The 22288-nt window shown below is 70.9% G+C and carries 22 protein-coding genes; 7 read left to right on the forward strand and 15 right to left on the reverse strand.

All coding sequences use genetic code 11. The annotated features are described in order from the left end of the window. Positions 1-283 precede the first annotated feature (283 nt). The 4 genes from AB0J87_RS09840 to AB0J87_RS09855 all read right to left on the reverse strand — a co-directional run bounded on the left by AB0J87_RS09840 (position 284) and on the right by AB0J87_RS09855 (position 4648). Positions 284-1159: an RIO1 family regulatory kinase/ATPase gene (locus AB0J87_RS09840; RefSeq protein WP_350726365.1), complete on the reverse strand. Its 876-nt coding sequence runs from the start codon at positions 1157-1159 to the stop codon at positions 284-286. 581 nt (positions 1160-1740) lie between these two features. Beyond that, positions 1741-2499, reverse strand: coding sequence for an ABC transporter permease (locus AB0J87_RS09845; protein ID WP_350726367.1), 759 nt, complete (start codon positions 2497-2499; stop codon positions 1741-1743). Beyond that, complete coding sequence (locus AB0J87_RS09850; protein WP_363963855.1) at positions 2496-3434, reverse strand: ATP-binding cassette domain-containing protein; 939 nt, start codon at positions 3432-3434, stop codon at positions 2496-2498. The genes AB0J87_RS09845 and AB0J87_RS09850 overlap by 4 nt, the downstream gene beginning before the upstream one ends. Positions 3435-3439: 5 nt before the next feature. Beyond that, positions 3440-4648, reverse strand: a complete 1209-nt coding sequence (locus tag AB0J87_RS09855) for a cytochrome P450 (protein ID WP_355191896.1) — start codon at positions 4646-4648, stop codon at positions 3440-3442. Positions 4649-4808: 160 nt separating this feature from the next. Here AB0J87_RS09855 and AB0J87_RS09860 point away from each other — a divergent pair, with 160 nt between their 5' ends. Beyond that, positions 4809-5468, forward strand: a complete 660-nt coding sequence (locus tag AB0J87_RS09860; RefSeq protein WP_363963858.1) for a helix-turn-helix domain-containing protein — start codon at positions 4809-4811, stop codon at positions 5466-5468. Between the two features lie 237 nt (positions 5469-5705). Here the strand turns inward: AB0J87_RS09860 and AB0J87_RS09865 are convergent, their stop codons facing one another. Then, complete coding sequence (locus tag AB0J87_RS09865; RefSeq protein ID WP_363963860.1) at positions 5706-5945, reverse strand: hypothetical protein; 240 nt, start codon at positions 5943-5945, stop codon at positions 5706-5708. Beyond that, complete coding sequence (locus AB0J87_RS09870) at positions 5942-6160, reverse strand: hypothetical protein (RefSeq protein ID WP_363963861.1); 219 nt, start codon at positions 6158-6160, stop codon at positions 5942-5944. Before AB0J87_RS09870 ends, AB0J87_RS09865 begins: the two co-directional genes overlap by 4 nt. Positions 6161-6347: 187 nt before the next feature. Here AB0J87_RS09870 and AB0J87_RS09875 point away from each other — a divergent pair, with 187 nt between their 5' ends. Then, a complete protein-coding gene (locus AB0J87_RS09875) occupies positions 6348-6929 on the forward strand; it encodes a dihydrofolate reductase family protein (protein ID WP_363963863.1) in 582 nt (193 codons plus the stop codon). A gap of 238 nt (positions 6930-7167) precedes the next feature. Further along, on the forward strand, positions 7168-7728 hold the full coding sequence (locus AB0J87_RS09880; protein ID WP_363963865.1) for a hypothetical protein: 561 nt from the start codon (positions 7168-7170) through the stop codon (positions 7726-7728). Between the two features lie 131 nt (positions 7729-7859). Here the strand turns inward: AB0J87_RS09880 and AB0J87_RS09885 are convergent, their stop codons facing one another. Both AB0J87_RS09885 and AB0J87_RS09890 read right to left on the reverse strand, forming a co-directional pair. Continuing rightward, the gene (locus AB0J87_RS09885; protein WP_363963867.1) at positions 7860-8435 is read right to left on the reverse strand and encodes a Uma2 family endonuclease; all 576 of its coding nucleotides are present in this window, start codon (positions 8433-8435) and stop codon (positions 7860-7862) included. A gap of 57 nt (positions 8436-8492) precedes the next feature. Beyond that, entirely contained in the window at positions 8493-9098 is a 606-nt protein-coding gene (locus AB0J87_RS09890) for a hypothetical protein (protein WP_363963869.1), read from the reverse strand. Between the two features lie 134 nt (positions 9099-9232). Between AB0J87_RS09890 and AB0J87_RS09895 the strand changes: the two genes are divergently transcribed. Together AB0J87_RS09895 and AB0J87_RS09900 are read left to right on the forward strand one after the other, a co-directional pair. Continuing rightward, positions 9233-9997 (forward strand): glucose 1-dehydrogenase, encoded by a 765-nt coding sequence (locus AB0J87_RS09895; protein ID WP_363963870.1) that lies wholly within the window; start codon positions 9233-9235, stop codon positions 9995-9997. Continuing rightward, positions 9998-10792 (forward strand): alpha/beta hydrolase, encoded by a 795-nt coding sequence (locus AB0J87_RS09900; protein ID WP_363963872.1) that lies wholly within the window; start codon positions 9998-10000, stop codon positions 10790-10792. A gap of 7 nt (positions 10793-10799) precedes the next feature. On the opposite strand, the gene AB0J87_RS09905 is transcribed toward AB0J87_RS09900, so the two are convergent. Continuing rightward, positions 10800-11399, reverse strand: a complete 600-nt coding sequence (locus AB0J87_RS09905) for a DUF4126 domain-containing protein (protein ID WP_350726383.1) — start codon at positions 11397-11399, stop codon at positions 10800-10802. A gap of 4 nt (positions 11400-11403) precedes the next feature. Then, entirely contained in the window at positions 11404-12309 is a 906-nt protein-coding gene (locus tag AB0J87_RS09910; protein ID WP_363963874.1) for a phosphotransferase, read from the reverse strand. A gap of 70 nt (positions 12310-12379) precedes the next feature. On the opposite strand from AB0J87_RS09910, the gene AB0J87_RS09915 reads away from it, so the two are divergent. Further along, positions 12380-14737 carry an FAD-dependent oxidoreductase gene (locus AB0J87_RS09915; protein ID WP_363963876.1) on the forward strand — a complete coding sequence of 786 codons (2358 nt, stop codon included), beginning with the start codon at positions 12380-12382 and terminating at the stop codon, positions 14735-14737. On the opposite strand, the gene AB0J87_RS09920 is transcribed toward AB0J87_RS09915, so the two are convergent. The 5 genes from AB0J87_RS09920 to AB0J87_RS09940 all read right to left on the reverse strand — a co-directional run bounded on the left by AB0J87_RS09920 (position 14715) and on the right by AB0J87_RS09940 (position 20058). Beyond that, on the reverse strand, positions 14715-15473 hold the full coding sequence (locus AB0J87_RS09920) for a GntR family transcriptional regulator (protein WP_363963878.1): 759 nt from the start codon (positions 15471-15473) through the stop codon (positions 14715-14717). The genes AB0J87_RS09915 and AB0J87_RS09920 overlap by 23 nt on opposite strands. Before the next feature lie 158 nt (positions 15474-15631). After that, positions 15632-16396 (reverse strand): carbohydrate ABC transporter permease, encoded by a 765-nt coding sequence (locus AB0J87_RS09925; RefSeq protein WP_350726905.1) that lies wholly within the window; start codon positions 16394-16396, stop codon positions 15632-15634. A gap of 53 nt (positions 16397-16449) precedes the next feature. Further along, positions 16450-17412 carry a sugar ABC transporter permease gene (locus AB0J87_RS09930; protein WP_363963880.1) on the reverse strand — a complete coding sequence of 321 codons (963 nt, stop codon included), beginning with the start codon at positions 17410-17412 and terminating at the stop codon, positions 16450-16452. Then, entirely contained in the window at positions 17402-18712 is a 1311-nt protein-coding gene (locus tag AB0J87_RS09935) for an extracellular solute-binding protein (protein ID WP_363963882.1), read from the reverse strand. The genes AB0J87_RS09930 and AB0J87_RS09935 overlap by 11 nt, the downstream gene beginning before the upstream one ends. 80 nt (positions 18713-18792) lie before the next feature. Next, entirely contained in the window at positions 18793-20058 is a 1266-nt protein-coding gene (locus AB0J87_RS09940) for an ROK family transcriptional regulator (protein ID WP_363963884.1), read from the reverse strand. A 91-nt stretch (positions 20059-20149) separates the two neighbouring features. On the opposite strand from AB0J87_RS09940, the gene AB0J87_RS09945 reads away from it, so the two are divergent. Continuing rightward, complete coding sequence (locus AB0J87_RS09945) at positions 20150-22288, forward strand: alpha-N-acetylglucosaminidase TIM-barrel domain-containing protein (RefSeq protein ID WP_363963886.1); 2139 nt, start codon at positions 20150-20152, stop codon at positions 22286-22288.

A 22288-nucleotide genomic window follows, 5' to 3' on the forward strand; every position in this document is an offset into this window, starting at 1 on the left:
TGCTTATGGCGCCGTGACCGATCCCCCGGGGCTGCCACCTCCACTCTGGCACCGACCGCGGCCCCGCGTCCACGGCGCCCTCCAGCCGCCCTGCGTCGCCATCCGGTAGTTCTTGCGTCGCCGTCCAGCCGTCCTGCGTCGCCATGCGGGTGCTCTGCGGTGCCATCCGGCCCTCCGGCGTCACCTCGCGGCCGTCCTGCGTCGCCATCCGGTCGTCCCGCGTCGCCATCCGCGCGTCGGCGCGTCGCAGGAGGTCGAGTGGCGGGACGAGAGTCCGGAGCGATCACAGGGACAGGCCGGCCTCTTTGCGGAGAAGTGTGGCGAGGGAGTCCGGGTCGGCGGCCGGGACACCCTTGGCGGCGAACCAGGTGGCGACGTTGTGGGCGTCCCGGTCCAGGAACGAGGGGCCGGTCGGGTGGGCGATGACGTCCACGATCTGCGGCAGGTCGATGATCACCAGCCTGCCGTCATGGACCAGCAGGTTGTACGGCGACAGGTCCCCATGGGCCAGCCCCTCCCTGGCCAGCGTGACCATGGCCGCCACGAGCTGCTCCCACAGCCCGTCCAGGTCGTCGGACACCTGCGCCAGCCGCGGCGCCGCGTATCCGTCCCGGGTCCCGATGAACTCCTGCAGGATCTCCGTCTCCACGATCTGCACCGGGTACGGCACGGGAACCCCGAGCTCCCACAACCGGCACAACGCCCCGAACTCGGCGACCGCCCACTGGGCGGCGATCACCTGCTTGCCGAACGCGGTGCGGTTGGCCATGGCGCGGTTCATGCGGCTCTCGCGGGTCCTGCGGCCCTCCATGTAGCCGGAGTCGCGGTGGAACAGCCGATGTTCGGAGGAGCGGTAGCGCTTGGCGGCCAGCAGGCAGACCCGGTCCGTGCCGGGCACCCCCCGCGAGATCAGATGGACGTCGGCTTCCTTGCCGGTCTTGAGCACGCCGTGCTCGGTGTCGACGGCGGCCAGCTCGGTGACGAGCCAGCCGGGGTACGGCTTGGGCCCCTTCTCCGTGGGAGTGCTCTGGTCCCAGGTGGACCAGCGGTCACCCTCGGGCGGCCCGTCGTCGGTCTCGGGAGTGCTCTCCAGCCATTCGAGGTCGTCGGCGTCGAGGGCGTACTTGCCACGGGTGCGGTGCTGCGAGTGCTTGGGCACGGTGGGATTGCTCCAGGTGTGAGGCCCACCGGCTCGTCGATCAGGTCAGCGAGTGCGCGGTGGGAAGGTCTGAGGACGCGGAAAACGGCACGCGAACAGTCGTCATCACGGTCTCACCCTCCCTTCGCGGCACGGCGCGGCGATCATCGTCAAGCCGCTGCCAAGCGATCAACTCGGTCCCGAGTATCCCGCTCCACGTACCGCCCTCGCAACCGATTAAATGACGACCCGCCGCCACCCTTGTCATCCCGGAGATGGGGCAGGGCCATGCGACGGCCGGCGCGGCGTGGAGTGACCCCGGTGGCGGTCTCGAGCCACGCCCGTGACCGCCCTGGCCATCGCCCCGACGGCGGGCAACCAGATCGTCGACGGGACGGCGCGCGGGCCGTCGTGGACGGCCGACAAGTCCCGCCACCCGGGTCGGCGGCACCATCGGACGCATCCAGATGCGAACCGCCACCCGCACCCAGATGTGGACTGTCACCCGCACCCCGATGCGGACCGCCACCTGGAGCTGGGAGCCGCTCCCATCGATCAGCCGGAGTGACAGCGACCTCGGCGTGCATGCCTGTGGGTGGGCCTCAACGGTTGTAGAGCCTGCGTGCCCACAGATATCCGGCCAGGGCGATGACCGCGCTCCAGGCAGCAGCCTCCGCGAAGCTTGAGGCGGCCGGGCGACCGGCCAGCAGCGCCCGCAGCGTCTCGATGACGGGGGTGAACGGCTGGTGCTCCGCGAACCAGCGCAACCCGGCCGGCATCGACTCGGTCGGTACGAAACCGCTGCCGAGGAACGGCAGCAGCATCAGCGGCATCGGCAGGTTGCTGGCCGTGGTGACGCTCTTGGAGACCAGCGCGAGCGCGACCGACAGCCAGGTGATGGCGAAGGTGAACATGGCCAGCACGCCGACCACGCCGAGCCAGTCCAGCGCGGAGGCCGACGGGCGGAAGCCGATCAGCACGGCCACCAGGGTCACCGCCGCGATCGCGATGAACGTCTGCACCATCGCTCCGAGCACGTGCCCGGTGAGCACCGAGACGCGGGCGATGGCCATGGTCTTGAACCTGGCGATGATGCCCTCGGTCATGTCGGTGGCCACCGAGATCGCGGTCCCCTGCGCGGCACCGGCGATCGTCGTGATCATGATGCCGGGGGCGAGGTAGCCGACATAGGCGGCGCGGCCCCCGCCGATGCCCGCGCCCATGGTGCCGCCCAAGACGAACACGAACAGCAGCAGGAACACCACGGGGACGGCGGCGAACGTGAAGATCAGCGAGGGGTAGCGCCAGATGTGCGTGACCTGGCGGCGCAGCATCGTCGCCGAGTCGGTGATCGCTCTCATCGGGAGGGCTCCTTGGTCAGGGAGAGGAAGACGTCGTCCAGGTCGGGCGTGCGCACCGACAGCTCGGCGACGTCGATGGCCTGGGTGTCCAGCCACTCCAGGAGCTTCTTCAGCGTCCTGACACCGCCGGAGTCGGGGATCTGGACGGTGAGCGCCGCGTCGTTGCGCGAGGTGGCGCCGACGTGCGGGGCGGCCCTGCGGTAGCCGTCGGCGTCGGCGAAGCGCACGACGATGTGGCCGCCGGGGACCAGCCGCTTGAGCTCCTCCGGGGTGCCCTCGGCCACCAGCTCGCCCTGGCTCAGCAGCGCGATGCGGTCGGCGAGCTCGTCGGCCTCCTCCAGGTACTGCGTGGTCAGGAAGACGGTCACGCCGTCCTGCTCGACCAGGTCCCTGACGATCTGCCACATGGTGCGGCGGCTGCGCGGGTCCAGGCCGGTGGTCGGCTCGTCGAGGAAGATCAGCCTGGGTGTGCCGACCATGGTCATGGCGAGGTCGAGCCGGCGCCGCATGCCGCCCGAGTAGGAGACCGCCGGCTTGCGCGCGGCGTCGGTGAGGTCGAAGCGCTCCAGCAGCTCGCGGGCTCGCTCGCGGCCCCTGGAGCGGCCGAGGTGGAGCAGGTCGGCCATGAGCCGCAGGTTCTCCTCGCCGGTGAGGAAGCTGTCGACGGCGGAGAACTGGCCGGTGACGCCGATCGCGGCGCGTACCTTGTCGGGTTCTCGGGCCAGGTCGTGCCCGGACACCCGGATCTCGCCGGCGTCGGCCCTGATCAGGGTGGACAGGATCTGCACCATGGTGGTCTTGCCCGCGCCGTTGGGGCCGAGCAGGGAGAAGATCGTGCCCTGCGGGATGGTGAGGTCGATGCCGTCCAGTACGCGGTGCGAGCCGTACGACTTGCGCAGTCCCGTCACCGAGATGGCAGGTTCGATGGTCCGCACGGTCGTCACCCTCGGTCCCAGGTGACGGGCAGGCTGCGCACGCCGTAGATCTGCGCGGGGTCGGTGCGCAGCGGCACCTCTTCCGCCGGTACGGCCAGCCGCAGCGTCGGGAACCGGGTGAGCAGCGCGGGGAAGGCGACGCGCATCTCGACGCGGGCGAGCTGCTGGCCGAGGCACTGGTGGACGCCGTGGCCGAAGGCCAGGTGCCCGGTGGCCGAACGGCGCAGGTCGAGCACGTCGGGGTCGGAGAACTTGGCCGGGTCCCTGTTGGCGGCGTTGAGCGCGATGATGACCGTGTCGCCGGCCTTGAGCTGCCTGTCGCCGAGCTCGAGGTCCTCCAGCACGCCGCGCATGCCCATGGCGGCGATGGACAGGTGACGCAGCAGCTCCTCCACGGCGCCGGCGGCCAGGCCGGGATCGCTGCGCAGGGCGGCGAGCTGGGCCGGGTCGCGCAGCAGGGCGAAGGTGCCGAGCGCGAGCATGTTGGCGGTGGTGTCGAGGCCGGCGCCGAGCAGGAAGGCGGCCACGCCGCCGAGCTCCTCGTCGGTCAGCTCGCCTGCCGTGGCCAGGTCGCTGAGCAGGTCGTCGGTCGGGTTCGCGCGCTTGGCGAGCGCGAGCGTCCGCAGGTAGTCGCCGAGCTGGATGAAGGCGTTGTACTGCGCCTCGGGCTCTACGGCGTCCGAGAGGGTCCGCGTGGCGGTCTGGAACTGCTCGCGGTCGTCGTACGGCACGCCGAGCAGCTCGCAGATCATCAGCGCGGGGACGGGCTGGGCGAAGACCTCGACGAGGTCGGCGGGCGGCCCCTGCCGCTCCATCGCGTCGAGCCGCTCACGGGTGATCTCGGTGACCCGCTCGGTGAGCAGGTTCATCCTGCGGACGGTGAACTTGCCCGCCAGCAGCTTGCGGAAGCGGGTGTGCTGGGGCGCGTCCATGCCGGTCAGGTCGCCGGCGGGGGCGGGCGGCAGGTAGCCGCCCATCTGCGGGTAGTAGTGGGTCTCGTAGCGGGAGCTGAAACGCGGGTCGGCGAGGATCTGGCGGACCAGCCCGTAGCCGGTGACCAGCCAGACGCCGGGGGCGCCCTCGGGCGCGGCCAGCCGGGCGATCGGCTGCTCGGCACGCAGCGCGGTGACTTCGGGGGCGGGATCGAAGGGGCAGGCGGGTGCGCGGTCGAGGGAAGGGCTGACCGTCTCATCGCGATAGTACGTGTTCGACATGCTTTGAAAGCTACGTTGCATTCAAAAAGGCTGCAATCAATGGAATCCGTATTTGCAGGTGAGGGTGGGCAAATTGATGCAATGACGCTGGACTCGAACGCAATGATTCGTTGCACTGAGTGGCGGCGAACGCAACAATGGCGTCATGTCACAAGGAAGGTTGACCCAGCGGGACCGCCAGCGCATCGCGGCCGGCCTCGCCGAAGGGCGTTCCTACGCCGAGATCGCCAGGCGGCTGGACCGGCCGACCTCGACGATCAGCCGGGAGGTCGGCCGCAACGGCGGCCCCGGCGGTTACCGGCCCGAGCAGGCGCACCGGGCGACGGAGCGGCGGGCGCGGCGCGGCACGCCGGCTCTCCGGTTCGCGGCCGGGCCGCCGGACGGCGAGCCGGGGGACGAGGTCATCGAGATGGCGGTCCGGATGGGACTGCCGAAGATGATGGCGCGCGTGCTCGTCTGTTTGTGGCTGAGCGAGGACGGCCGGCTCACCGCGGCCGAGCTGACGCGCAGGCTGAAGGTCAGCCCTGCCTCGGTCTCCATGGCGGTGGGCTACCTGATCCAGCAGGGGCTGATCGGGCGCGAGCGCGATCCGCGGCGGCGTCGCGACATCTACACGGTCGACGACAATTCCTGGTACCAGTCGATCGTGACCAGCTCGCGGCAGACGCTGGAGGCGGCGGAGCTGGCGAAGGCGGCGGGGGAGACGTTCGGCCTCGACACGCCCGTGGGACGCCGGCTGGCCAAGGGCGGTGCATACCTGGAGCGGATCGGCCTGGACACGCTGGAGTCGGGCCGGCGCTGGCGCGACCTCCTGTCGTGATCGTCCCAGCGGACGATCCACCGGGTGAGCTCACCCGGCGGGCGCCGTTGCGTCCGGGGCCGGACGCGGCCAAGCCTGTCACCGCCGTCCACCCGCGGGCATCAGTGCCTTCGGGACGGCTCCAGTGCGAGCCGGAAGCGGCTGCGTGCGCCGTGCCGGTTCATGAGAGCGCGTACGGTCGCCGTGACGGTCCGCTCGCTGATCCCGAGGTGCCCGTCCAGCCCTCTGCCAGCAGAATCACCCCTCCCGCTCATGGCGGGACAACGCGGGCGGTGGGGCGGCGGACCAGTGCCGGTCGAACAGCGCGATCAGGCCGGCCACCAGGGGACGGGACCAGATCTCCAGGTGACCGCCCTCCGGGTCGTCCCGTTCGGCGGCCAGGAGGGCCATCCGGCGGTCGAGGACGGTGAACGACGTGGGCAGCCCGGCCGCCCTTCGGTGATCGCCGTCGAGCACCACGAGGTCGTCGGCGGTCACCGCCGGCCACCGGTGCCGTGCGTGGACCAGTCGACCCTCCACATCGACGCGTACCCGGTGGGTGTGGCGCCGTCGTACAGGGTGACGTACGGGTTGGCTCCGGCGAGCAGCGGCTCACGGGTCACGTAGGCGGTGGCGGCCTGCACGGTCGTGTCCATGGTCACGGTGGCGCCCGTCCGCAGGGCGCCTCTTCTGCTGATCGCAGCACTGCGCATGGGGCGATCCTGGGCACTCCGCCCGCAGGAGGAACAGGGGTGTTGCGGATTCCCGCAATGCGCTTGACCTGGGTTGATGTAGCGAAAGTCATTGTGGGTCCGGTGACATTTGCCTCTGTCCGCCGCCGCGCCCTCCGGGCATGGTGGGCGACGGAAGCTGAGCGACGGAAGAAGCGGAGTGCCTGACATGGCGAAACTGGTCGTCTGCAACATCATGTCCCTTGACGGCTTTTACGCGGCGGCGGACGGCAACCCGCTCGTGCTGCCGATGGACGCCGCCTTCGACGCCTACAACCTGGAGCGGATCCAGGCGGCCGGCTCGCTGCTGCTCGGCGCCGACTCGTACCGGATGTTCATGGGGTTCTGGCCCGCCCAGGCGGACAACCCCGAGGCGTCCACGGTGAATCAGCAGTTCGGCGGGGTCTACGGGCGGATCGAGGTCAGCGTCATCTCGGACTCGCTCACGGACGAGGACATCGCGCCGTGGGCGGACCGGACGACCGTGGTCAGGCGCGCCGACGCCGAGGGATGGGTCAAGGAGCTCAAGCAACGCACCAGCGGTGACATCGTCACCTTCGGCAGCCGGATCACGTGGAACGCCCTGCTCCGCGCCGGGCTCGTCGACGAGCTGCACCTGGTCGTCGGAGCGAAGGCGCTCGGCGAGGGGACGCCGATCTTCACCCAGCCGGTCGACGGGTTCACCGTCGCGGAGGTCCGCCGCCTCGACGGCTCCGGCAACGTCCTGCTGCGCTACGCCACGATCGGCTGAGCTGCCGGGCCGCGGTGAGCTGCCGGAGGCGCTGCCGGATCGCGGTGAGCTGCCGGAGGCGGGCCGCGGTGAGCTGCCGGAGGCCTGGCGCGGCGCCGGGCCCGTCCGGCCGTGCGCGGATCCGACGCGCTGCGCACGGTTCGGTGCAGGAGGACAGCCGAGGTCCTGCGGTGCCGAGCTCGTGGATCATCCGCAAAATGCGGTGCGATGGATCCGGCCGGGCTTGTACGGTGCGGGCATGCGACGCTGCTCGGAATGCGACCATTGGGAGCCCGCCGGAGCCCCCGGCTGCGCCCGGTGCGCCGGGCTGGTCGACGAGATCGTGGAAGAGGGCTGGCGCGCGTTCCTGGAACAGGAGTTCGGCACGACCCGGCCACCGGACGAGCGACTCATCGCCGAGATGGTCACCGACGAGCCCGACAAGCACCCGTGGCGCGTGGTGGACGCCGCCTACGACCGCCTGACCTGCCCCGAGTGCGGCGATCGGCTCAGCAGGGGCCCGGCCGGCTGCGCCGCCTGCGACCTGGCCAACGGCTTCCGCTACTCCGCCATCGAGATCGACCGCCCCGCCGTCCCGCCCGGTAACGAGCACGGACTGCGGGTGAACGTGGCCGTCACCCGCCGGACGTCCGGGGTCTCGGAGTCCGAGGTGCTGCTGCGGCGGCTGTCGCTGCCCATCCTCATCGAGGGCCGGCTCCCCACCCGAGCCCAGGCCCAGGCCACCAAGGCCCTGGCCAACGGCGGCGCCACGGAGGCGGAGCTCGCGGCGTTCATATACCGGGAGTGGGGCGACGCCTGAGCCGCCGCCCCTGATGATCTGCGGCAGACGCCGTGGTGCCGGGGGTTCGACGCCGGTGCAGCCCCACGGCAGGACGGATCAGCAGGTCGCGGGTTGTTCGCCGCCTTCGGTCGCCGTGAGCGGACTGACCGCTAAACCGGTGGCCATTCCAAGGTGAGATCGATGTCGACGTCGAATCCGATGTGGGTCTGCAGTCGTTTGCGGTGAATGCCGGTGGGGACGTAGGCCTTGATCGCCGGCTCAAGCTCGAAGGTGTAAACAACGGGCAGCCTGTCTTCCTCCTCGATCCGCCAGAAATGCCGGATGCCCGCGCCTGAATATTTGATCGGCTTGGTGGTCCGATCCCTTTCCATGGATTCGTCAGAGGCCACTTCTGCCACGAGATGTACATCTCCCGGCTGGAAGGTGGTGGTTTTCGTGGAGATCACTGACTTGTTGACCAGGAGGATGTCCGGATCGGGCCGCTGACGCGGACCCAAGGTCACCGTCATCCCGCGAATCACTGCAAGATGTCCGGGCGGATCGAGGTAACCCTCGAACTGTCGGAGTGCCAGCATGTGAAAGGCGGTCTGCGGCGGCCTGAAGATGAGCGACCCATCGATCAATTCGACGTGCCGGGGCGCATCAGGGGGAAGGTGATCGAGCATGTCGGCGGTCCAGCCGCCGGGAGGGCCGGGATAGAACCATTCCGGAAGATCCGCAGTCACCAGCCGCCCTCCTCGACACTTCACGCGGCGCGCTCATTTTGCCACGTGGAGTAGTCGTCAGGGGCGGTCTTTGCGTTCCTCCATCGAGCGGCGGTAGAGATCGTCGATCTGGTCCAGCGGGTCGGGGGCGTGGCGGCGGGCCTCGATCTCGAGGTCGGTGCGGGAGCCGAGGTCGGCGATGCCGGCGGCCGTGTGGTGCACCTGGTCGCCCAGGAGGTCGGCGCGGATGCGGGCGCACATCGCCGTCAGCTTGGCCTGGTGCTCCCTGAGCCGGTCGAGGGTGGCGTGGTCGACGTACGGGGACATGCGGCGCTGCTGGGCGTACATGCCGAGCTGGCCGTCGTGGACGTCCGCCTGCGCGGTGAGGTCGGCCATGAGCCGGGGGAGGTCGCCGAGGCCCCAGCCCAGGCGCTGGGCGTGGTCGACGGCCTGGCGGGTGAGGGAGACCTCGCGGCGCAGGTCGAGGCGGAGGCGTTCGACCTCGGCGGCGTCGCCCGTGCCCATGGCGTTGACGTGGGTGCTGAGCCGGGTCGTGGCCTGCTTGGCCTTGACCGCCGCCTTCTTGCCCAGCTTGACCAGGAGATAGACGCCCACACCGCCCAGCAGCAGGAAGAACGCCAGGATCACCAGTAGGACGACAAGCAGCTCGCTGATCTCCGCCACCTCCTGTGGGTCTCTGCATTGAAGGATAGTCGGCCGGGGCGGGATCGGCGCGGCCGAGAAACCAAGCAAGCACTTGATCAGAACAGTGGGGCTGTGCTTCAGTTCTCGGAGAGCGGCTGGAAGGGCGGGGTGACGTGCTCGACGGCAAGGTTGTGATCATCACCGGTGGCGCCCGGGGGATGGGGGCGGCCACCGCGCGGCGCTGCGTCGCGGCCGGGGCCCAGGTCGTGATCACCGATGTGCTGGTGGAAGAGGGTACGGCCACCGCCAAGGAGCTGGGTGCCCGATTTCTCCCCCACGATGTGACAAGTCAGGACCAGTGGACCGACGTGGTCGCCGCCGCCCTGGAGGCGTACGGCAGGCTCGACGGGCTGGTGAACAACGCGGGCATCGCCCTCACGCAGTCGATCGAGCAGCAGTCGCTGGAGGCCTTCGAACGCGTGCTCCAGGTGAACCTGGTCGGCGTCTTCCTGGGCCTCAAATCGGTGGTCAAGGCCATGCGCGAGTCCGGCGGCGGCGCCGTCGTGAACCTCTCGTCCGTCGCGGGCCTCACCGCCCTGCCCGGCACGGGCGGCTACGGCGCGTCCAAGTGGGGCGTGCGCGGGCTGACCAAGATCGCCGCCTTGGAGTTCGGCAAGGACCGCATCCGGGTCAACTCCGTACATCCCGGAATGATCGTCACCCCGATGACGCAGCCGCTCGGGGCCGTGTCGGGGGACGGGACCTTCCCGCTGGCCGCCGCCGGGCGCTGGGGCGAGCCGGAGGAGGTGGCGGAGGCCATCGCGTTCCTGCTGTCTGACGCCGCCTCGTACGTGACGGGCGCTGAGCTGGCCGTGGACGGCGGGTGGACGGCAGGGGAGAGCGCGCTGCTGTCCCGACTGGAGGGTGGGGGTCAATAGATGCCGTACGCGGATGTCGGCGGAAATATCAGGCTCTTCTACACGGAGGACGGCGACGGGCCCCCGCTGCTGCTCGTCCACGGGTGGGGCACCGACTCCCACCAGTGGTCCTGGCACATCGACGCGCTGGCGGCCAACCACCGGGTGATCGCCGTGGACCTGCGCGGCCACGGCTACTCGTCCGTCCCCGAGAGCGGCAACACGCCGCGCGAGATGGCCGGCGACCTGCGCGCCCTCCTCGAAAGCCGGGGCATCCCGCAGGTGGTCGCCGTCGGGCACTCGATGGGCGGCCAGGTGGTCTCCATCCTCGCCGTCGAACACCCCGAGCTGGTACGCGGGCTCGTCGCCGTCGACCCCGGCTACGGCATGACCGACCGGGTCGCCAGGCGCTTCCCCAAGATGATCGACGGCCTGCGCGGCGAGCACCCGCACGCCGCCGCCGAGAAGATCGACGAGTGGTGCACGAACGCCGGCACGCCCGCCGTCATCAGGCGCTGGCACAAGCGCAGGCTGTACGGCATGCCGCCGCACGTGCTGGTCCAGGCGTTCGAGGCCATGTTCACGGCCCCGGACGCCATCGGGGTGCGCCCGGCCGGCGACGACTACCTGGCCCGCCGGCGCTGCCCGGTGCTGTCGATCTGGGCGGATCCGGAACGGGCGAGCTGGGAGTCGGGGCTGCTCAAGGACCCCGCGTCCAGGGTCGTGTGCTGGGAGGGTGCCAGTCACCGGCTGCACGAGGAGCGCCCGGCCGAATTCGTGGACCTCGTGGAGGAGTGGCTGCGAGCCCAGGAATAACCTCGGGTCAGGGCAGGCCGCGGGCCGCTCTCCTGCGCGCGCGCATACGCCGTACCTTCCTGATCAGCCACCACGCCAGCACGGCCATCACCAGCAGCGCGACGATCACCAGCACGGGGGCGAAGACGGCGACCAGGCTCATGCCGAGCGAGCCCGCGTCCTCCGCCGTGCTCACCACCGGGGCGCCCACCCCGGCCGTCCCGGCGTTGATCACGGGCCGGGCGGTGGCCTTGACCGCGTGCACGGCCAGCGCCATCACGATGCCCAGCAGCCAGCCGGCCCACGGGTGCTCGGCCATCCAGGTGGAGTGGTCCACCTCGGCCGCCGCCTGCGTGGCCGAGAAGACCACGCCGCCCGACGCCGGGCGCACCACGGTCTGGATGGTGTCGTTGACGCTGTCGACGGCGGGCACCTTGTCCAGGACGAACTCGGCCACCAGCAGGACGGCGATCACCGCGAGCACGCCCCAGTTGGACAGCCAGGAGTAGCCGTCGGGGAGCTTCACGGCGTCCGTGAAGTTGGCCAGGACGCCCACGACGAGGAGCGGGATGTAGGCGTTCAGCCCGGCGGCCGTGGACAGGCCGAGACCGGTCAGTGCGGCGAACATGCCCCTAGTCTGCCCGCGCGGCCTCGTCCATGAGGTGCGCAAGGTCAGATCCGGTGAATTCGGCCACCGCCCGCTCGTACTTCTCCATGCCCCACGACCAGAAGTCGAAGTCGATGCTCTCGTTCGCGCCGTCCTGGATGGAGGCCCAGAGCGTCCAGCCGTACTTGGACGTGAGGCCGAGCAGCCGGGCGCGGGCGATCTTGTGGCGCAGGCGGCGGCCGTAGTACGCGGTGACGAGCTCCTCCAGGTGGCCGAGCGGCAGGTCGGACTCGCTCCAGATGTTGCCGAGCTCGAAGCAGGGGTCGTTGTTGCCGGCGTACTCGTAGTCGATCAGCCAGAGGCGTTGCCCGTCGTCGAGGATGTTGCCGGGCAGGAGGTCGTTGTTGCAGGGGACGGTGCCTTCCGCCCTTATTTGCAGACATTTCCGGATGTCTTCGACGGCGGGCATGAAGCCGAGGTAGTCCGCGGGAAGCCGGTAGCCCCGCTCCCGCACGATCCCCAGATAGTGCCGCTGGATCTCGAACATGTCGAAGTCCCGTACGAACCGCGGCCCCGCGTGCAGGCGGCGGCACGCCTGCGCCACCCGGGGGAGGTTCGCCGGGTCGCGGAGGTCGGCCTCGGTGAACGTCCGCCCCGGCAGGAACCCCACCACCAGCACCCCCAGCTCGGGCAGGTACGCGTGCACCGGCGCCCCCACCCCGGCCGCGGCGGCGGCCAGCGAGCACGCGTGCTCGGCGTCCCTGTCGATCCCCAGCAGCGAGGAGTCGCTGGCCCACACGCGCGCCACGTACGACCCGCCCGGGGTCGTGACCTTGTAGTTGTGGTTGGTCAGCCCTCCGGGCAGCTCCTCGACGGAGCGCGGCACGCCGGACAGCAGAGGAATGCGATCGAGCACCTCGGGCACGGCCATGCTCGATGCTAGGACGGACGGCGCTAAACGGTCTAGACCTTTTACCGGTCCGAAGGTTAGCCTCGCCAGCATGAGCGACTCGGCCCGCATCGTGATCATCGGTGGCGGGGTGGGCGGCGCGTCCGTCGCCTACCACCTCACCCAACTCGGCGAACGCGACGTCGTCCTGCTGGAGCGGGACGAGCTCACCAGCGGCTCCACCTTCCACTCGGCGGGACTGGTGGGCCAGCTGCGCGCCGATCCCACCCTGACGCGCATGAACCAGTACTCCGTCGAGCTCTACCGCACCCTCGACGCCGGATGGACGGAGTGCGGCGGCATCAAGCTGGCCTCCACGCCCGAGCGCATGGCGGAGATCCGCCGGCAGATCGGCTGGGCGCGGACGTTCGGGCTGCCGCTGGAGGAGATCTCGGTGGCCGAGGCCGTCGAGCTGTTCCCCCTCATGGACCCGGAGGGCGTCGTGGGCGCCGCGTACCTGCCCACGGACGGGCAGATCGACCCCTCGCAGCTCTGTTACGCCCTGGCCCAGCGGGCCCGCGAGGGCGGGGCGGTCATCCGTACCCACACCAGGGTGCTCGGCATCACGACGGCGAACGGCCGCGTCACCGGCGTGCGCACCGACCAGGGCGACATCGACTGCGAGATCGTGGTCAACTGCGGCGGCATGTTCGCGGCCGAGATCGGCCGCATGGCCGGGGCGCGGATCCCGATCGTGCCGATGTCGCACCAGTACGTGGTGACCGACGCCTGCCACGACCACACGGGGCTGCCCACGCTGCGCGACCCCGACCTGCTCGTCTACTACCGGCAGGAGGTGCAGGGGCTGGTCATGGGCGGGTACGAGCGCACCTGCGCGCCATGGACGGCCGGCCCGAACTCCTTCGACGCCGTCCCCGCGGACTTCAACGGCCGCCTCTTGTCCGAAGATTGGCCGAGATTTGAGGAAATTTCGGATAATTCTCGGATTCGGGTGCCTGCGATGGCCGACGTCGGCATCCGCAAGCTGATCAACGGCCCCGAGGCGTTCACCCCCGACAACGAGTTCTGCCTGGGGGAGACGGAGGTCGGCGGGTTCTTCGTGGCGGCCGGGTTCTGCGCGCACGGCATCGCGGGCGCGGGCGGCATCGGCAAGGTGATGGCCGAGTGGATCGTCGAGGGCGAGCCCAGCATGGACCTCTGGCACATGGACATCCGCCGCTTCGGCCGCCAGTACCGCTCGCCGTCGTACACGATCAAGCGGGCCGTCGAGAACTACGAGACGTACTACGACATCCGCTACCCGGGCCACGAGCGCTCGGCGGGGCGGCCCCTGCGGCTCTCGCCCGCGTACGGCTGGCACGCCGCCCACGGCGCCGCCTTCGGCGAGAAGTCCGGCTGGGAACGGGTCAACTACTACGACGCGAACGCGACGGACGAGGGGGAGCGGCCCGGCGGGTGGGCCGGGCGGCTCTGGTCGCCCGCGATCGGCGTCGAGCACCGGGCCACGCGCACCACGGCGGGCCTGTTCGACGAGAGCTCGTTCGCGAAGATCGAGGTATCCGGCCCGGACGCGGCGGACCTGCTGGAATGGGTGTGCGACAACCGGGTCGCCCGCGAGGTCGGCGCCGTCACCTACACCCAGGCGCTCAACCGGCGTGGCGGCATCGAGTGCGACTTCACCGTGACCAGGCGGGGCGAGCAGGAGTTCCTGATCGTCACCGGCACCGCGTTCGGCTCGCACGACCTGGGCTGGCTGCGCAAGCAGGCCGCGCGCACCGGCGCGACGGCCAGGATCGCCGACGTCACCGGCCAGTACGCGTGCTTCGCCCTGTGGGGCCCGCGCGCCCCCGAGATCATCGCGGGGCTCACGCCGGACCCGATGGACTTCCCGTTCATGTCGTCGCGGGAGATCACCGTGGGGGACGTGCCGGTGCTGGCGCTGCGGGTCACGTTCGTGGGGGAGATGGGCTGGGAGCTGTACTGCTCCACCGAGTACGGGCTGGGGCTGTGGCAGGAGCTGTGGCGGGCGGGGGGGCCGTACGGGCTGGTGGCCGGCGGCTACCGGGCCATCGACAGCCTGCGGCTGGAGAAGGGGTACCGGGTGTGGGGCGCGGACATCGGGCCCGAGACGACGCCGTACGAGGCGGGGCTGGGGTTCTGCGTCAAGACGGACAAGGACTTCCTCGGCAAGGACGCCCTGGACCCGGCGCCCGAGCGGCGGCTGCGGTGCGTGACGCTGCGCGACCCGAGAGCCGTCGCGCTCGGCAACGAGCCCGTACGGCTGGACGGGCAGGTCGTGGCCCGGGTCACCTCGGGCGGGTACGGCTACACCGCGAAGGAGTCGATCGCCTACGCCTACCTGCCGGTCGGCCCGGGGGCCCAGGTCGAGATCGAGGTCGAGGGTGCCTGGGTGCCGGGCGTCGTGGTCAGGACCCCCCTGGTTCCGTGACGCCGCTGCGTACCGAGATCCGGACCCGGTCGGGGCGGAACAGGTCCCGGGCGAACTCCACCGGCGTGCCGTCGACCGCGTAGGCGGTGCGCTCGATGAGCATGAGCGGCGCGCCGGGGGCGATGCCCAGCTCGGCGGCCTCCGCCGGGCGGGCGATCACCGGGGCCAGGTGCTCGACCGCCGTACGCGGCTCCAGGTCGTAGCGGGCGGTCAGCAGGGCGTAGAGGGAGCCGGTGAGGTCCTGGTCGAGGAAGCCGGGCAGGGGCGGGAACCAGGAGCGCTCCAGCGCCACCGGCGACAGCCCGGCCGAGCGCACCCTGGCCACCTCGTGCACCGGCGAGCCCTCCTCCACCTCCAGCGCCGCGGCCACCGACCGTGGGGCGGGCACGGTCACCGCCGCCAGGACCCGCGCCTCGGCCCGCAGGTGGGCCCGCCGCATCTGCTCGGTGAACCCGGCCAGCCCGGTCAGGTCGCACTCGATGCGCGGCTCGGCCACGAACGCGCCGCCCGACCTGCCGGGCACCCTGATCAGCACGCCGTCGCGCTCCAGGGTGGCCAGCGCCTGCCTGAGCGTCATCCTGCTCACGCCCAGCCGCCCGGCCAGCTCCCGCTCGCCGGGCAGCCGGTCGCCCGGCTCCATCTCGCCGCTGGAGATCGACTCGAGCAGCCACCGCTCGATCTGCACGTGCGCGGGGACTCCCGTGCCACGCTCCAGCTCCGGCGGTGTCCCGACCACACGCGCATCTTGACATGGGTTTCGGCGTGAATGCCAAATGTGGGCCACTTGCCCACCATCGGGGCCGGGGTCCTTTCGGGGATGGCGTACGGTCCTCGCGCATGTCCTTCGCCTCGCGCTTCGCCAAGGGACCCCAGCCGGCCGGCGGCCGAAGGGGGTCAGCCCTTGATGGCGCCCTGGGTGATGCCGTTGACGAAGCTGCGCTGGAAGACGAGGTACACGACGACGATCGGGGCGATGACGATCAGGCAGGCCGCCGCCAGCAACGGGATGTCCGTCGTGTACTGGCCGACGAAGAGCCCCAGCCCGCTCGGCGCGGTGCGCCGGTCCGGGTCCTGCATCATGACCAGCACCAGCATGAACTGGTTCCACGACCACATGAAGTAGAGAACCGACAGCGTGGTGACCGCGGGCCACGAGATGGGCAGCAGCACGCGCGCCAGCACCACGAGGTCGCGGGCGCCGTCGATGCGCGCCGCCTCGACGAGCTCCTCGGGCACGTTCGAGAAGTGCGTCTGCATCCAGTACACCCCGAACGGCATGAACAGCGCCGCCTCGGCCAGGATGACGCCGACGTAGGAGTTGGTGAGGCCGACCTCGCGCAGGTTGAAGTAGAGCGCCACCACGATGACCTCGATCGGCAGCGTGAGCCCCATCACGAACCCGAACGACAACGTCCGGTGCCCCCACACCTTGAGGATCGCCAGCCCGTACCCGGCGAGCGTGGCCATCGCCACCGCGAGCGGCACCACGACGACCGCGATCAGCACGCTCGAACGCATGAGGTTGGTGAAGTTGCCCCGCTCCCAGGCGAGCGCGAAGGTCTCCCACGACCACCTGTCCGGGATGCTCAGCCCGTCGAGCTGCGCGCCCGAGGGGTGCAGGGCGGCCAGGACGATGCCGGCGAAGGGCACCAGCACCATCACCGCCAGCAGGACGAGCACTCCGTACCGGACACTGACTCCGCCGAGCGTTCTCAACTCTGATCATCCCTGGTGAAGTATCGGACGGCGCTGACGACGGCGACCACGATCACGGTCAGCACGACCGCGAGCGCGCTGGCGCCGCCGATGTCGCCCTCGTTGAAGGCCAGCCGGTAGACGAGCAGGCCGGGCACGTTGGTCTGCCCCGCCGGGCCGCCGTTCGTGGTGACGAAGACGAGGTCGAAGCTGGCCAGCGCGGCGATCGTGGTGATGACGCCGGCGACCGTGATCTCCCTGCGCACCCCGGGCACGGTGACGTGCAGGAACTGCCGCAGCGCCCCAGCGCCGTCGAGCTTGGCCGCCTCGTACAGGGACGGGTCGATCTTCTGCGCGCCGGCCAGGAAGAGCATCATGCACAATCCGCTCATCACCCACGTGCCGATGAGGCCGAGCGCGATCAGCGCCAGGCCGTAGTCGCCCAGCCAGGCGCGGGTGATCGACCCCAGCCCCACCAGGTCCAGGAACTGGTTGACCACGCCGGACTCGCCGTAGAGCCAGCGCCAGGTGATGCCGACGGCGACGAGCGGCAGCACCTGGGGGAGGAAGAAGACGATCCGGAAGAACGTCATGCCCCGGCGCACCTTGCCCATCAGGAGCGCCGTCATGAGCAGCCCGACGCCGATGGGGATGACCGAGAAGAAGACGATCAGCGCGAGGCTGTGCAGGATGGCCTCGTACAGCGCTGGATCACGAAAAATCTTGACGTAGTTGGAGAAACCAGCCCAGACCGGCGGCAGGATGCCGTCCCAGGTCAGGAGCGACAGGCGGAGCGTGTTCAGCGCGGGCCAGATGGCGAAGCCCAGGTACACCGCGAGCGCGGGCAGCACGTACAGCCAGCCGCGCGCCCGTCGCCCCAGCCGGCGCCGGGGCGGGGTGTCGCCGGCGGCCGCCCGCCCCCCGCCGCGGGCCGGAGCGGCCCGCGGCGGGGAGACGGCCGGGCTCAGCTCACGAGCCATGATGGGCGTCCCACGACTCCTGCAGGGACTTCAGGAAGGCGTCGGGGGCCATCTTGTCGCTGATCAGGCCCTGGATGCCGGGAGTCAGCTTGTCGATCATGCCGGGGGAGGCGAAGTCCGGGAACGGGACGATCCCGTTGCCCTGCGCCACCGGCGCGAAGACGCCTGCGATGTCGCCGCGCAGCCCCGTCGCGCCCAGCTCGGCCTTGGTGTCGACCGGCATGAACCCGCCGTCGAACTCGATCTTCGCCGCCTCCGGCGAGCTGAGGTAGTCGAGGAACGCCGCGGCGACGTTCGGGTTCTTCGACTTCGACGAGATGGCGTACGCGACGCTGGCGCCCGAGGCGACCTTAGCGGGCTCGCCCGAGGCCGTGGGCATGAGGAAGAAGCCCACGTCGTCCTTCATCTCGGTCTCCAGGGTGGAGGCCGCCCAGTTGCCGGTGATCAGGAACGCGCTGCCGCCCTTGGCGAAGCTCGCCAGCGCGTCGGCGTCGCCCGTGGCGCTGGCCCCGGCGGAGATGTATCCCTTCTTCGCCCAGTCGGTCAGCGTCTGGGTGGCCTTCGTCGCGGCCGGGTTCTCGATCGTCGCGCCCGGCTTGCCGTACACCCACGACCGGTAGTCGTTGACGTCGCCGGTCACGTTGAGCAGCGCGTTCCACAGGTGGAACCCGCCCACCTGGAGTGCGCCGTTGCTCAGCGGGGTCTGGCCGGCGTCCTTGGCCTTCTGCATCGCGGCCTCGAAGTCGGCCAGCGTTTTCGGCGCCTCCTTCACGATCTTCTTGTTGTAGAAGACGCCGAGCACCGACAGCCCGCCGGGCACGGCGTACAGGTTGCCAGTCCCGAACTGCTTGGCCGACTTGTCGGAGCTGAGGACCTCGAGGCTGGCCGGCGGGAACTTGGTGGTCCAGCCGTACGCCTTGGACCACGGGCTCAGGTCGAGGATGAGACCGGCCGGGACCAGGGAGTTCATCGCGCCCGGGTTGTACTGGGCGATGTCCGGCGCGGAGTCGGACGACATCGCCAGTTTGATGGACTTGATGTAGTCGTTGAACGGCGTCATCTGGGGCTTGACGGTGACGTTGGGGTGCTTCTTGGTGAAGCCGTCGATGAGCGCCTTGGTGGGCGGGTCGTTGGTGTAGGCCAGGGTCAGGGTCACCGGGTCGTTCGGAACGGTGGTCGATACGTTGACCTTCGTCGCCGTATTACCCCCCGAACTGCTGGTGCCCGCACAGGCCGTCAGCGCGAACGCCGTCGTGACGCTGAGCGCCGCGACCGCCGCGCGCCGGGCTGGTCTCGTCATGCGTGTGACCTCTCTCCTCAATCGGGTGGGTGGCGTCGTGTCCTCAACGGCCCTCATGGCGGCCGGTTCTCATCCGGCTCTCATCCGGCGGAGCCTGGTCTCACCAGGCCGAATCTGGTCCGTTCGATCTCGTCCAGCGAGTGCAGCAGCGCCCCGTGGACGACGGCGTCCTCCTGGAGCGCCGAGACCTCCAGCGCCGGCTGGTCCAGCGGCTCGCCGGAAAGGTGCCGCCGGAGCGCCGCGAGCAGCGGCTCGCCGCATCTGGCCAGCGGCCCGCCGATGACGACGAGCCGCGGGTTGAGGATCGCCCGGATCACGGTGATCCCCTTGGCGAAGCGGCGGGCCACCACGTCGATCGCCTCCAGCGCCGCCGGCTCGCCGTCGGCGACGGCGTCCAGCACGGCCTCGAGCGCGTGCTCTCCCGCGGCCTCGATCCGGGCCAGGAGAGCGCCGTCGGCGGCGCGTCCGGCCGCTGCCGTGGCCTGGCGCACGATCTCCGCGCCGCCGACCCGGTCCTCGAACGGGCCCAGCCCCTGCGGATGGCCCTGCGGATGGCGGGGTGTCGAGGGCCCCTCGGTGAACAGGTCGAGGAAGCCGACGTCGCCGGCGTCATTGGAGGCGCCGCGGTAGAGCTCGCCGTTCAGCACGATACCGGCGCCGACCCGCTCGCCCCAGTGGATCATCACCAGGGAGTCCTCGCGCCGCTCCGCGTCCCGCCACCGCTCGCCCTGCGTGGCCAGCTTGACGTCGTTGTCCAGGTAGACGGGGCAGCCGAGCGCCTCCGTCAGCCGGCGTACGAGGAGGTCGCCGGCCAGGCCGGGCATGCTCGGGATGAGCTTGATGACCCCGGCCGCCGGGTCGACGATGCCGGGTGTGCCCACCGAGGCGAACCAGAGGTCGCCGGTCGTGACGCCCGTCGCGCGCAGCGTCCGCTCCACCGTGGCCAGGAGCGTCTCCACCACCCGCTCGCCGCCGGGACCGGCGCCGAGCTGCTGCGCGTCGGAGGCCACGACCGTGCCGGCCAGATCCGCCAGCGCCACGCGCACGTCCTGCGGGCTGATCGACAGGCCCAGCACGTGGCCGGCCTCCGCCCGGAACCGTACGAGCTGCGCCGGCCGCCCCGCCCGGGTGGAGTCGCGGTCAAGGGGACCGAACTCGACGAGCCCTTCGGCGACCAGCGCGTTGAGCGAGCGGGTGACCGCCTGACGGGAGAGCCCCACCGACTTGGCCAGCACGGACACGCTCATGCTGGCCTCCTTCGGCGGCGCGGCCCGCAGCTTGCGCAGGACGGCGGCGGCGTTGACCTCGCGCATGAACTGCGTGCCGGCGGCGACGACCTGCTCCATGCTCTCTCTCCCTGCGATCGGTTGCCGGTACGCTAGCATATTAATTATGGACCGTACGGAACTAATTCGTCGAGGGGTGTGACCTGCAGTGTTGTCCGGTGAGGGCCCGCCCTGGGCGGAAACCGTCCGCGGTCTGGCCCGCCGCGTGCTGGGGCCCGTGGCCGAGTCGGTACGGTTCGCCGCCCGCGACGGCGACGGGCGCGAATACGCCTACGAGGCGGCGGGCGGCGTGCTCGCCATCGCCGCGACGGACGGGGTGAGCGCCTCGGTCGCGCTCCACCACTATCTCCGGGAACGCTGCGGCACGTCCGTGGGCTGGGACACGGTGCTGCCCCTGGGGCTGACGTCACTGCCCGACGCCCCGCCGCGACAGGGCGCGGCGCGGGTGCGGGAGGGCTACTACTTCAACTTCTGCACCTTCAGCTACACGATGCCCTACTGGGACTGGGCCGACTGGGAACGCGAGATCGACTGGATGGCCCTGCACGGCATCACCATGCCGCTGGCCGTCACCGGTCACGAGGCCGCGCTGCACGCCGCCTACTCCGCGCTCGGTCTCGACGACCGGCGGATCCGCGGCTTCCTGGGCGGGCCGGGCTACCTGCCGTTCCAGTTCATGGGCTGCCTGGACAGCTTCGCGGGCCCGCTCTCGTCGTCCTGGATCGAGAGCCATCGCGAGCTCGGCGCGCGCATCCTCGACCGCGAGCGCGCCTTCGGCATGACCCCCGTGCTGCCGGCCTTCACGGGACACGTCCCGCCCGAGCTCGCGTCGACGGCGCGGGCCGGTCGCCGCCTCTGGCAGGGGTTCGAGACCTGGGTCCTCGACCCGGCCGACCCGCTGTACGAGCGGATCGGCGCCGAGATCACCCGCGCGCAGATCAAGCTCTTCGGCACCGATCACCTGTACGCCGCCGACCCGTTCATCGAGATGATCCCCATCGACGCCGACCCGGCCTTCCCCGGGGCCGTGGCGGCGGCGACGCTGGCCGGCCTCCAGGCCGCCGACCCGGACGCGGTCTGGCTCATGCAGGCCTGGCCGTTCTCCTACCAGCGGGAGTTCTGGACCGAGGACCGCGTCAACGCCTTCCTCGACGCGATCCCGGACGGCCGGATGCTCGTCGCGGACCTGTGGGCGGAGCACGACCCGCTGTGGGGCCGCTTCCAGGGGTTCTCCGGGAAGCCCTGGCTCTGGTGCGCGCTGCTGAACTTCGGCGGCCGCACCGACCCGGGCGCCGGCCTGCGCGGCGTGCCCGCCGGGATCGACGCGGCCCTGGCGGCGCCGAGCCCGCCCGCCGGCCTCGGCCTGTCCATGGAGGCCACCCGCAACAACCCGGTCTTCTTCGAGCTCGTCGCCGACCAGATCTGGAACGAGGTCCCCGACCTCGACGCCTGGCTCGACGCCTTCGTGACCGGGCGCTACGGCACCCGGTGGAAGGCAGAGCTGCGGGCGGCCTGGCACGGGCTCCTGGAGACCGTCTACGACACCCGGGGCCTGCCGATCCTCCCCCAGGCGTTCGAAGGCGTCATCACCGCGGCGCCCTCGTACGAGCGCGACCCGGCCGAGCTCCGCGCCGACGTCGCCGCTTTCCTGTGGTACCGGCCGGAGGTCCTAGCCGCGGCCTGGGAGCGGATGATCGAGGTGGCCGAGCGTGACCCCGGCCTGGCCGCGGGACCGCTCGGGCACGACCTCGTGGAGACCGGCATCGCGTACATGGCCAGGGTCGCCGACCGCCTCTGCCTCGACGTCCTGGACTCGGCGGGCGGCCCGGCGCAGGTCGACCGGTTCCTCCGGGTCTTCGAGGACCTCGACCGGATGCTGGCCTGCCGCCCCGAGTACACCTTCCGGCACTGGGAGGCCAAGGCGGTGTCGTGGGCCGCCGATCCGGACGACCGCGCGGTCCTGCGGGACAACGCCCGCCGCATCCTCACGGTGTGGGGCACCTCGGACAGCCCGCTGCTGGACGACTACGCGGCCCGGCACTGGGCGGGACTGGTCGGCGGCTACTACCGCGACCGCTGGGAGCTGTGGGCGCGGGGTCTCGGACGCGCGCTCGCCGGCGACCCCGGCGCCGAGACGGAGCTGCGGGAACGGCTCCGCGAACGCGCCGAGCTCTTCCTGCGGGAGGGCCCGGGGCCGGTGTCGCCGGACCAGGGCGACCTCGCCACGGAGTCACGCCGGCTGTTCACCGCCTACGCGGGCCAGACCGGCCCGTTCGAACACGATCGATGA

This window comes from Nonomuraea sp. NPDC049625 (assembly GCF_040675285.1).
Classification (GTDB): domain Bacteria; phylum Actinomycetota; class Actinomycetes; order Streptosporangiales; family Streptosporangiaceae; genus Nonomuraea; species Nonomuraea angiospora_A.

Coding starts and splice junctions, on each gene's coding strand:
- AB0J87_RS09845 (WP_350726367.1), bottom strand. CDS start 2,499: ATGAGAGCGATCACCGACTCGGCGACGATGCTGCGCCGCCAGGTCACG.
- AB0J87_RS09855 (WP_355191896.1), bottom strand. CDS start 4,648: ATGTCGAACACGTACTATCGCGATGAGACGGTCAGCCCTTCCCTCGAC.
- AB0J87_RS09870 (WP_363963861.1), bottom strand. CDS start 6,160: ATGCGCAGTGCTGCGATCAGCAGAAGAGGCGCCCTGCGGACGGGCGCC.
- AB0J87_RS09875 (WP_363963863.1), top strand. CDS start 6,348: ATGGCGAAACTGGTCGTCTGCAACATCATGTCCCTTGACGGCTTTTAC.
- AB0J87_RS09880 (WP_363963865.1), top strand. CDS start 7,168: ATGCGACGCTGCTCGGAATGCGACCATTGGGAGCCCGCCGGAGCCCCC.
- AB0J87_RS09900 (WP_363963872.1), top strand. CDS start 9,998: ATGCCGTACGCGGATGTCGGCGGAAATATCAGGCTCTTCTACACGGAG.
- AB0J87_RS09905 (WP_350726383.1), bottom strand. CDS start 11,399: ATGTTCGCCGCACTGACCGGTCTCGGCCTGTCCACGGCCGCCGGGCTG.
- AB0J87_RS09910 (WP_363963874.1), bottom strand. CDS start 12,309: ATGGCCGTGCCCGAGGTGCTCGATCGCATTCCTCTGCTGTCCGGCGTG.
- AB0J87_RS09915 (WP_363963876.1), top strand. CDS start 12,380: ATGAGCGACTCGGCCCGCATCGTGATCATCGGTGGCGGGGTGGGCGGC.
- AB0J87_RS09925 (WP_350726905.1), bottom strand. CDS start 16,396: ATGGTGCTGGTGCCCTTCGCCGGCATCGTCCTGGCCGCCCTGCACCCC.
- AB0J87_RS09930 (WP_363963880.1), bottom strand. CDS start 17,412: ATGGCTCGTGAGCTGAGCCCGGCCGTCTCCCCGCCGCGGGCCGCTCCG.
- AB0J87_RS09935 (WP_363963882.1), bottom strand. CDS start 18,712: ATGACGAGACCAGCCCGGCGCGCGGCGGTCGCGGCGCTCAGCGTCACG.
- AB0J87_RS09940 (WP_363963884.1), bottom strand. CDS start 20,058: ATGGAGCAGGTCGTCGCCGCCGGCACGCAGTTCATGCGCGAGGTCAAC.